Below are 10,209 nucleotides of genomic sequence, written 5' to 3'. Positions count from 1 at the left end.
CCAATGCCCAATGCCCAATGCCCAATGCCCCATGCCCAATGCCCCAATCCCTTTTACCTGGTAGCGTAATAAAACATCAGCGAATAAGTCGATTAAAAAGAAATAAAAACAGCATGGGTGGCAAATTAATTGTATTTGAAGGGGTAGAAGGTTGCGGCAAAACTAGCCAAATGCAGCTTTGTAGTCAGTGGTTGGAAAGTCTGGATATTTCTGTGATTCTCACTCGTGAACCAGGAGGAACAGAGTTAGGTTTGCATCTTCGCCGCTTGTTGCTTGAGAAGTCAGAGAACAAACCAGTGGCTGAAGTGACAGAACTTTTGTTGTATGCTGCTGACAGATCGCAACACGTAGAACAAGAACTTAAGCCAAATCTCGCAGCAGGAAAATATATTTTGTGCGATCGCTATACCGACTCTACCATTGCCTACCAAGGATATGGCCGAGGTTTAAAGATGAGTTTAATAGATCAACTCAACTATATTGCCACTGCTGGCTTAGAAAGCGACCTAACTATCTGGCTAGATGTCGATGTAGAGGTGGGACTGGCCCGTAAACGAGGAAGCGAAGCAGCACTAGACCGCATTGAGCAAGAGACAATCACCTTTCATCGGCGCGTCGAGCAAGGATACGCAGAGTTAGCAGCATCCAATCCCTCAAGAATTGTGCGCGTAGATGGCAGTTTGAGTAAACAAATTGTACACCAGATGATTCAGGAAATTTTGCGCGTACACATTAAGGAATTAGCATAGGTATTGCTTCGTATTTTTCAGCATAACTGCTAAAGTGCCACAATTGAATAATGACTAATGACCCATTTGCACAACTTGTAGGACAACAGCAAGCTATAGAATTACTCACTCAAGCTGTTAGACAAAACCGGGTTGCTCCAGCTTATCTATTTGTGGGGCCAGATGGTGTGGGACGGAGTTTAGCGGCACAATGTTTTGTAGAGTTGCTATTTTCTAGTTTTATAGAGATGCGATTAATTGGGTCTTTACAAAACCGTTTGCGTCAAGGCAATCACCCAGCTTTATTATGGGTGCAACCGACCTACCAATATCAAGGGCAAAGACTGACAGCAACCGAAGCAGCAGAAAAAGGACTTAAGCGCAAAGCACCGCCTGTAATTAGGCTAGAGCAAATTCGTGAAATTACCCAATTTTTGAGTCGTCCGCCATTGGAAGCACCGAGGAATGTGGTAGTGCTGGAGGAAGCTCAAACAATGGCTGAAGCAGCAGCAAATGCCTTGCTGAAGACTTTAGAAGAGCCAGGACAGGCGACGTTGATTTTGATTGCGCCTACGCCTGAATCTGTGTTACCAACTTTGGTGTCACGCTGTCAACGCATTCCTTTTTATCGTTTAGATACACAGTCTTTAACTCAGGTACTAACTCGAACGGGTCATCAGGAACTTTTGCAGCATCAAACAGTGTTGAGCATAGCATCTGGCAGCCCTGGAAGTGCGATCGCATCTTATGAGCAATTACAAGCTATTCCCCCGGAGTTACTCCAAAACCTCATAAAACCGCCCTTATCTTACCGTAATGCTCTAGAGTTAGCGAAGAAAATTGATCACGATTTAGATACAGAAGCGCAACTGTGGTTAGTCGATTATCTCCAACAGCATTACTGGCAACATTGGCATCAATCTAGCATTATTAATCAGTTAGAAAAAGCTCGTAAATATTTACTTCTTTACGCCCAGCCACGACTAGTTTGGGAATGTACTTTAGTATCTCTGTGTCAGAGTCTGGGTAATTATTAAAGCTGGTTTCTTTTTTTAGCAGCACTGACAACTACATTTGCTTTGTTGCTCTATTCAAATCAACTAACTATAAAATTCAGATTTGATTCTTGAAAAAACTGCCTACACTTCTAACTCACTTTTTTCCCATTCCCCATTCCCTATCCCATATCCCCCATTCCCTGTCTCTATGAGTCAGTTCACAAATAAAATCGGATTACTATATATTGTAGCTTACTAGACTGAACAAGCAGAGTTTCAGGGGTATGATCAAAACAAAGCTCAAGAACATTACCAGTCGATAAACAATTTACTAGCAAGGCTACTGACAATTAAGCCTTAAGATATGACACAGTTAATTTAAAATTTAGTAGAGCAGAATAAAATTATTATCTAAATATATACCTCTTTTGTCATAAGCGGAAATTTTACGCGTTTGGGTAATAGGAACGCCAAACTTTTCAAGACAGATAAATTTGTACCTCAGTTGGCTTAAAGTAAATCAGTTCAAGATTGATCCCTGGAAAGATAAATTATATCCCTCTTGAAAATTATGGTTAGAGGGGTTTGCGTTCGCATAACGTCCCATATTTTTACGAAAAAGCAAGCTACACACAGCATCGACCATAGGAAAAGGGAAGAGAAGCAATTAATATTAGTAACTGATCTTGATTGTTTTTTAACCCGAACTACGAGACATTAGTTGGGTTTTAAATAATGAGCAATGTAACTTATATATACAGCTAAAGGTAGAGGTTAGCTATATTATATCTACTTAAAATTAAGCTATCTACAAAACTTAATATTCAGATATTAAATAAACTTATAAAGTTGAGCAATTATGTCTAATTTTGTTAAAAATAATGATAATAATAGGACACATCAAGGTGAAAAAGTATCAATAACAGTTGAAATAGCTCTGATTATAGATCAAGTAAAAAATAGTGTTTGGCTATTTGGTATACCATCTTGGCTTTTTGGAATAACTGATAGAAGTATAGCTGCATTTGCCGATGGTTATTTATCCGCTGTGGAAATATTTCAGCTATTTACAGCTTCCTTCTTTTTTCTGAGTTGGCTATATCTAAAACCAGGAGAGGGCTTTAATAGCAATGATTTAGAACCCAGCCAATATCAAGAATATCTGTATCGAACTCAAGCTAACAAGTTTAAGTTAAAAAACCGACACATGATTAGCCAGGAGTATATTCTACCTTTTCCTTACATTTGCCAAATCTACCATTTACTGAATCTAAAACATTTAGAAACAGTTCACGGATTTAGCTTGAATAACTTAAAAATATTAAGTATTAGCTACTTCCAGCCAACACATAGCGGTGGAATAATCAAATTTAAAACACTTTTAGATTCTCCCGCCAATCCTCTGAGGATTTGGCGACAACCAATTGTTGAAGTGGATTTAATTTTACATACTCCCTATACTGTTGAATTAAATATTCCTGTTTACGATAACAAAAGAATAGTTGTCATATTTCATGCTTTTCCTTTAAATGACACAGAACATCAGTTCTTTGTAGATATTTACAGTGATCTAGAGTGGCCAAAACCTTTGCTACAAATAATTTTGCATTTTGCCTCTTGTTTAACTATTTTTGAAGATTTGCCATATTTACGCGCTTTAGCTGACAGAAATATAGAACGTTTATTCAACTCCAATAGAGCAAATCTAGGTTCAAATCACGAAACTATGTTGCTCTTTAAAAGATTTGTTGAGCTATATGGTTCGACTGGGGAAACAACTAAATTAATTGAGGGAGGGGATTAGATAGCACAGATGCGATTCATCGCATCTGTCAATTATTACTTTCTTTGCAGCTTAATTCATAGAAAGTCGGCGGGAAATTCCATCCCCAGGTGTCTGTAGAGGGATAGGCACCCACCGACTTAGGGCATTGGGCATTGGTAACTCTTCCCCATTCCCCATGCCCGATTTCCCATGTCCAAAAACTCCATCCCCAGGTGTCTGTAGTTTTTTATCTTTGATGCTTTCTAAGCGCGTGCAAGTAAGGGAGCAGCCGCTAGTAAGGTTTTGGTATAGGGGTGTTGAGGATTGGCAAAAATCTGTTTGGTAGGACCTAGTTCCACGATTTTGCCATTATTCATTACGGCAATGCGATCGCACAAAAATCTCGCTAACCAAAGATCATGGGTGATAAACAAATACGTTAACTCAAATTCTTCCTTTAATTCCAACATCAAATCCAGCACTTGTGACTGCACACTAGCGTCTAACATACTCACAGGTTCGTCACAAATCAGCAGTTTAGGATGAGTAATCAAAGCTCTAGCGATCGCTACTCGTTGCTGTTGTCCACCAGATAAATCAGCTGGATAACGTTGATAATATAATTCTGGCGGTGTTAATCCAACTTTTTGAAGCATCGATAAAACCTGTTCTTTTGCTTGAGCAGCATCAGCAAGATTGTGAATAAATAAAGGATCAGCTATACTTTCTCCTACTGTCATTGCTGGATTAAGACAAGCGTGGGGGTCTTGAAAAATCATTTGGATTTGTCGTCTTGAGGAGCGAATTGCTTGGCGCGACAAGGTAGTTAAATCCTGTCCCAAAAACTCAACTTTGCCGCTGGTGGGACGAATAAGTTGTAAGATTGTTCGTGACAGCGTACTTTTACCACAACCTGACTCTCCCACTAAACCGAGAATTTCCCCTGGATAGAGATCCAAGTTAATACCATCCACTGCTTTAATTGTCTGTGCTTGTGATTTAAATAATCGTTCGATTAAGTTAGGTTCTATGGTGTAATGCTGCTTGAGTTCTGTAATGTGTAAAATTGGAGATTGCTTATTAATAATCGGTAATAGCTTTTCTCCCTCATTCGCAATTACCAATTCTCCATCATCATCTACTGCTTGAATATGCAAAGCTGCTTGTAAGAGCGATCGCGTGTATTCGTGTTGAGGTTGCCTAAATACAGATTCAGTTGCACCCATTTCGACCATTTTACCGTTATACATAACGCCAATGCGATCGCAATACTCCCCCACCATTGCCAAATCGTGGGAAATCAGCAGCAACCCCATATTTTCTTCATCGCACAATCGAGTTAATTCTTGCAATATCTGCGCGGAGACGGTAACGTCTAAACTAGTTGTGGGTTCATCAGCAACAATTAACTTGGGGTTGAGAAGTAAAGCCAAGGCGATCGCTACTCTTTGACGCATTCCCCCGCTAAACTCATGAGGATACTGATTCCAGCGACTACCAGGAATCTTCACCTTTTCCAATGTCGCAAGTGCTTTTTCTTTGGCTTTGCGTGTTGATAATTCTGGTGAGTGCGCTTGGAGTGTTTCAATGCAATGCTTACCAATAGTCATCAACGGATCAAGGCGCGTCATCGGATCTTGAAAAATCAGCGCCACCGCCTCCCCCCGAAATTTCCGCAACTGAGGTGGCGTTAAATCAAACACCGACTGTCCCTGAAATATTACCCGTCCTTCAACCTGACTAGAGGTTGGTAGCAGGCGCATTACTGCCCTTCCTATGGTAGATTTACCACAACCGGACTCTCCCACCAGTCCCATTCTTTCACCGGGTTGCAGAGTCAAAGATACATCATCAACTGCCCAACTTGGTTCTTCTCCACTGCGCTGAGGATAGGCAACTCGCAGATTTTCTATACAAAATAAGGCTTTACTCATATTTAGTTATTAGCCCTGAGCTACCTGCTTTGAGAATTTCCAATTTAAGATAGTGTATCAAATTAATAAAAACTGCTTACACTTCTCTCTATATACTCAACGATGGTCGCGTAAACGTATTTTAAAACCCACATTATGATTTTGGAAGCAGTAATGCTCAACGTTAAAAGCAGCACAGAGCAAGATTTTGAAAGCGCCTTCAAACAAGCCTCAGATCTGATTTCGTCGATGCATGGTTATATATCCCATGAACTCCATAAATGTCTGGAAGTTAAAAGCAAATATTTATTACTGGTGAGATGGGAAACTTTAGAGGCGCATACAGTCGGATTTAGAGGCTCTCCTGAATATCATGAGTGGAAACAACTTCTTCACCATTTTTACGAACCATTTCCAATAGTTGAACATTTTGAACTCATCTTATAAAGTAAACAGTTGGTAGAGTTTTTCCACTTTAGGGTATAAGTAATCAAAAGGGTGAAGCTATACTTTACCCTTTTGACTGTAAGCTGATACCTGATAGCTGACAGCTAATAGCTAAATGCCTGATAGACCTTCATCCGAACCCCCAAAACGCCACAGAAGCTTGCCTGATCAGCGCTGGCAGATTTTTCCACAGCAAACTGAATTAGCCCAAAAACTGGCCACTGCGACTAATATTTCACCTATAATCAGCCAACTGTTAATTAATCGCGGTATTGAAACACCAAAACAAATAGAAACATTTCTAGATCCAGAGTCTTTAATATTGCCTTTACCACTAGAAGAATTCCCAGATTTGGCGATTAGTTTGGAGTTGTTGCAAGAGGCGATCGCCTTTCAAAAAAAAATCGCCATTTGTGGTGATTACGATGCTGATGGTATGACTAGCACTGCGTTATTATTGCGTAGCCTCCGCGCTTTAGGAGCACAAGTAGACTACGCAATCCCCAGTCGGATGCATGAAGGCTATGGCATTAATAAACGCATTGTCGAAGAATTTCACAGCGAAGGTGTATGGCTCATTCTTACTGTAGATAATGGCATTTCAGCATTTGAACCTATTGCTAGAGCTAGAGAACTTGGTTTGAAAGTAATTATTACCGACCACCACGATGTTCCCCAACTTTTACCACCGGCTAATGCTATTCTCAACCCCAAACTGATAGCAGAATCTTCACCTTATCGCGGTGTTGCTGGCGTTGGTGTTGCTTATATCTTAGCTGTGTCTCTAGCACAACATCTAGGCCAGATGCAAGGTTTGATTCAGCCGATGCTAGCACTTTTTACACTGGGAACGATCGCAGATTTAGCCCCCTTAACTGGTGTGAATCGCCGCTGGGTAAAACGCGGTTTACAGCATTTACCAAAATCCCAATTACCTGGGGTGCAGGCGTTAATTCAGGTGGCTGGGGTGCAGGCGCGGGGAGCAGGGGAGCAGGGGAGAGGGGGAGCAGGGGGAGAAATAACTAATGTCTCGTGTGTGCCAAAATCCAAAATCCATCTTGAAAAGTTTGCTAGGGAGGGAAACCCTCCTTACAACTTTTCGCAAAACCCAAAATCGCTGAAGCCGGAAGATATTGGCTTTCGCCTTGGGCCGCGAATTAATGCTATTGGTCGGATTGGTAATCCTCAGACAATAATTGAACTGCTGATTACAGATGATATGGGAGTAGCGCTGGAACTGGCAATACAGTGCGAACAAACAAACACCAGTCGCCAGCAAATGTGTGAGCAAATAGAACAAGAAGCGATCGCTTACGTAGAAACACAATATATAGCGTCTCTGCAAGATGACCGTGTATTAGTTGTTGTTCAACCTAACTGGCATCATGGTGTTATTGGGATTGTCGCTTCTCGCTTACTAGAACGCTATGGTGTGCCGGTGTTCATCGGTACTTATGAGGATGAAGAACACATACGCGGTTCAGCAAGAGGAATCCCAGAGTTTCATGTGTTTGAAGCTTTGGAATATTGTCATGATTTACTCGGCAAATTTGGCGGACACAAAGCAGCCGGGGGATTTTCTCTAAAGGCTGAGAATTTGCAGGCGTTGCGATCGCGTTTGAGTGAGTTTGCTAACCAGTGTCTTGAACTCCAACACCTCAAGCCTCTACTCCAAATTGATGCTCAACTCAACTTTAATGAAATCAATCAGCAGTTTTATCAACAGCTTAATGCTCTACACCCCTGCGGTATGGACAACCCCGACCCGATATTTTGGACACCCAATGTCCAAGTAGTTGAACAACAAACCATTGGCAAAGGTCACATCAAACTAACACTCATCCAAAATATCAATAATCAACAGTATAAAATCAAAGCGATCGCCTGGCGTTGGCGCGACTACTTCCCTTTACCACCACGAGTGGATGTTGCATACAAACTACGAGAAAATCACTTTAACAGCAACACCACAATTGAGCTAGAGCTAATAGGTGTCAGACTCCCAATTCAGTCTCACCAAATTTTTACCTCCCCACGTACCCCATCAAATACTACCTTTGAGCATCACCAGCGTCAGTATACTTGTGGTTTTTATAAAAACGGTGTTGGATCAGAATTAAGAATTAAAAATCCTGAAGGCAAAGTCTTAGTTATGCAGCCAGGACATATAATCGGTTTACTTGGTACTAATCGTGAGAACGCTAAAGAAGTTGATCTATCTCAACCCCAGTATGACAGCATTATCCAAGCTGCCCTGCAAGCATTATCAGTCCTAAATGCTGAGTTATGAGTTGTTTAGTAATGAGTTTTGAATTTTAACTTCAACAGTTTTTTCAGTTCAGCACTCTATACTTATGCCTACCTAGCACTCACAGACGCATAGACGCTCAAAGAGCGGCTTCTCGTAAGAGTATAATCGCGTCTTTACTCAGCACTCAGCAATGTTACAGATTCCCGTTGCGAAATGCCAACACAAAGATTACCACTGGCCCAGCAATTATGATTAGAGCCACAGACAGTAGTTGAAAAATAACTTCCCAATTGATACTAGTGAATGTGTTAAACAAAGCATCAAACATTTTTTCTTTCCTCCCAATAGCCTTAAAAAATTCAATAGCCAGTTGCAAAACCCGCATTTGATCATATCCGGCGATCGCCAGTCGAATTTAATTTACTTAACAAAACTATAAGAAAAAACATAAAAACGTAAAATAGAGGGACTGGGGACTAGGGGAAAAGGTGAATCAATGCCCAATGCCCAATGCCCAATGCCCAATGCCCAATGCCCAATGCCCAATCCCCAATGCCCAATGCCCAATGCCCAATCCCCAATCCCCAATCCCCAATCAAATGTCCAATTGGCAATGTGTAAAACAATGTGGAGCCTGCTGTAATCTTAATCCAGCAGAGCGTCCAGACCTAGATCAGTATCTCTCACCAGCAGAACTAGAGCTATACCTCAGCATGGTAGGCGAAGAGGGATGGTGCGTTAATTTCAACCGTACCACACGAGAATGCCGCATCTATGCAAATCGTCCCCGCTTCTGCCGCGTGGATCCAGAAATATTTCAAGATATGTATGGCGTTGAGCCAGAAGAACTCAACGATTTTGCCATTGACTGCTGTCGCCAGCAGATAGAGGGAGTATATGGCGATCGCAGTCTAGAAATGCTCCGCTTCGACCGATCTGTTGGACTGTAATTTCGTTTATAAGGTAGTGCGGTATGCGTAAAACTCAGCGTTTTAACCCTGAGATATAAGCGACACGTGCGACTTTAGTCGCTTTGAATCTTTCTAGGTTCAGGCAAAGTATCTATTAAGTCTTCTATTATTTGAGTAATGGTTTTGTCTTTCTCAACTGCTAATAATCGCAGCTTATTTAATCGACGCTCACTAATCCGAATATGTAATCCTTTTTTGCCATAATGTCTACACAGCAGATACATATTCATGTTAAATAAAACCAGGTCGAAAACAAGTAGCAGTTTAGAAACGAGGTTAAACAGTGATAGTTCTGGAATACAAAGTTAAGGGCAGACAACCTCAATACAACGCGATAGACGATGCTATCCGTACAACCCAGTTTGTTCGCAATAAAGCGATTCGATATTGGATGGATGCACCCCGTGAATTAAAAGTTGATAAGTTTGCACTTAATAAGTATTCTACGGAACTAAGAAAGGAATTTAACTTTGTGGCTGAACTAAATTCGATGGCAGTACAATCTGCTGCTGAAAGAGGATGGTTCGCTATATCTCGTTTTTACGATAACTGCAAATCTAAGAAGTCTGGTAAAAAAGGATTTCCTCACTTTCAAAAAGATTGTCGTTCGGTCGAGTACAAAACATCGGGCTGGAAACTAGACCCAACAAAAAGACGTATCACTTTTACCGATAAAAAAGGTATCGGTGAGTTAAAAGTTTTGGGTAAGTGGGATATTCAGTCCTACGATGTTAAAGACATTAAGAGAATCCGTTTAATACGTCGTGCCGATGGTTACTACGCTCAATTTTCTATAGGGATTGATGTCGTAGATATTCAACCAAAAACAGACAATGAAATTGGGTTAGATGTTGGAATTGAGAGTTTTTACACTGACTCCAACGGATATCAAGAACCGAATCCAAAGTTTTTGAGAAAAGCTAAATCTAAAATTAAACATTCTCAAAGACGCATTTACAAAAAAGTAAAAGGTTCTAGTGGCAGAAAAAAAGCTAGAAAACTTTTTGCGAAAAAACACTTAAAAGTAAGTAGGCAACGTATAGAACATGCTAAGAGAGTAGCGCGTTGCGTAGTCAAATCTAACGATTTAGTAGCCTACGAAGATTTAAGAGTTTCTAATATGGTTAAAAACCATT

Annotated in this window: 10 protein-coding genes; 7 read left to right on the top strand and 3 right to left on the bottom strand. The window is 40.8% G+C overall.

Annotated features, from left to right (window positions below):
- Positions 1-113 precede the first annotated feature (113 nt).
- From tmk to IQ246_RS26480, 3 genes are all read left to right on the top strand, one after another.
- On the top strand, positions 114-749 hold the full coding sequence (gene tmk, locus IQ246_RS26490) for a dTMP kinase (protein ID WP_194006279.1): 636 nt from the start codon (positions 114-116) through the stop codon (positions 747-749).
- A gap of 50 nt (positions 750-799) precedes the next feature.
- Positions 800-1,765 (top strand): DNA polymerase III subunit delta', encoded by a 966-nt coding sequence (locus IQ246_RS26485; RefSeq protein WP_194006278.1) that lies wholly within the window; start codon positions 800-802, stop codon positions 1,763-1,765.
- A gap of 820 nt (positions 1,766-2,585) precedes the next feature.
- A complete protein-coding gene (locus IQ246_RS26480; protein WP_194006277.1) occupies positions 2,586-3,530 on the top strand; it encodes a hypothetical protein in 945 nt (314 codons plus the stop codon).
- A 224-nt stretch (positions 3,531-3,754) separates the two neighbouring features.
- Here IQ246_RS26480 and IQ246_RS26475 read toward each other — a convergent pair whose 3' ends face one another.
- The gene (locus tag IQ246_RS26475; protein ID WP_194006276.1) at positions 3,755-5,425 is read right to left on the bottom strand and encodes an ABC transporter ATP-binding protein; all 1,671 of its coding nucleotides are present in this window, start codon (positions 5,423-5,425) and stop codon (positions 3,755-3,757) included.
- Between the two features lie 135 nt (positions 5,426-5,560).
- On the opposite strand from IQ246_RS26475, the gene IQ246_RS26470 reads away from it, so the two are divergent.
- A complete protein-coding gene (locus IQ246_RS26470; RefSeq protein ID WP_194006275.1) occupies positions 5,561-5,851 on the top strand; it encodes an antibiotic biosynthesis monooxygenase in 291 nt (96 codons plus the stop codon).
- A gap of 115 nt (positions 5,852-5,966) precedes the next feature.
- On the top strand, positions 5,967-8,141 hold the full coding sequence (locus IQ246_RS26465) for a DHH family phosphoesterase (RefSeq protein WP_194006274.1): 2,175 nt from the start codon (positions 5,967-5,969) through the stop codon (positions 8,139-8,141).
- 154 nt (positions 8,142-8,295) lie between these two features.
- On the opposite strand, the gene psb30 is transcribed toward IQ246_RS26465, so the two are convergent.
- A complete protein-coding gene (gene psb30 / locus IQ246_RS26460) occupies positions 8,296-8,430 on the bottom strand; it encodes a photosystem II reaction center protein Ycf12/Psb30 (RefSeq protein WP_194006273.1) in 135 nt (44 codons plus the stop codon).
- 92 nt (positions 8,431-8,522) lie between these two features.
- Positions 8,523-8,669, bottom strand: a complete 147-nt coding sequence (locus tag IQ246_RS26455; protein ID WP_194006272.1) for a hypothetical protein — start codon at positions 8,667-8,669, stop codon at positions 8,523-8,525.
- 32 nt (positions 8,670-8,701) lie between these two features.
- Here IQ246_RS26455 and IQ246_RS26450 point away from each other — a divergent pair, with 32 nt between their 5' ends.
- Entirely contained in the window at positions 8,702-9,052 is a 351-nt protein-coding gene (locus IQ246_RS26450; RefSeq protein WP_194006271.1) for a YkgJ family cysteine cluster protein, read from the top strand.
- 304 nt (positions 9,053-9,356) lie between these two features.
- Positions 9,357-10,209, top strand: an 853-nt coding sequence (locus IQ246_RS26445) for an RNA-guided endonuclease TnpB family protein (RefSeq protein ID WP_194006270.1), incomplete at its 3' end; no start/stop codon positions are given.

Source organism: aff. Roholtiella sp. LEGE 12411, assembly GCF_015206995.1.
In the GTDB taxonomy this organism is placed as follows: domain Bacteria; phylum Cyanobacteriota; class Cyanobacteriia; order Cyanobacteriales; family Nostocaceae; genus Komarekiella.
The sequence above is the reverse complement of the archived record's forward strand: the minus strand, read 5'-3'. Positions and strand labels throughout refer to the sequence as shown.

What these genes read in the sequence shown, in the direction of transcription:
- IQ246_RS26465 (WP_194006274.1), top strand. Translation starts at nt 5,967, where the DNA reads ATGCCTGATAGACCTTCATCCGAACCCCCAAAACGCCACAGAAGCTTG.
- IQ246_RS26475 (WP_194006276.1), bottom strand. Translation starts at nt 5,425, where the DNA reads ATGAGTAAAGCCTTATTTTGTATAGAAAATCTGCGAGTTGCCTATCCT.
- IQ246_RS26480 (WP_194006277.1), top strand. Translation starts at nt 2,586, where the DNA reads ATGTCTAATTTTGTTAAAAATAATGATAATAATAGGACACATCAAGGT.
- IQ246_RS26485 (WP_194006278.1), top strand. Translation starts at nt 800, where the DNA reads ATGACTAATGACCCATTTGCACAACTTGTAGGACAACAGCAAGCTATA.
- psb30 (WP_194006273.1), bottom strand. Translation starts at nt 8,430, where the DNA reads ATGTTTGATGCTTTGTTTAACACATTCACTAGTATCAATTGGGAAGTT.
- IQ246_RS26450 (WP_194006271.1), top strand. Translation starts at nt 8,702, where the DNA reads ATGTCCAATTGGCAATGTGTAAAACAATGTGGAGCCTGCTGTAATCTT.
- tmk (WP_194006279.1), top strand. Translation starts at nt 114, where the DNA reads ATGGGTGGCAAATTAATTGTATTTGAAGGGGTAGAAGGTTGCGGCAAA.
- IQ246_RS26470 (WP_194006275.1), top strand. Translation starts at nt 5,561, where the DNA reads ATGATTTTGGAAGCAGTAATGCTCAACGTTAAAAGCAGCACAGAGCAA.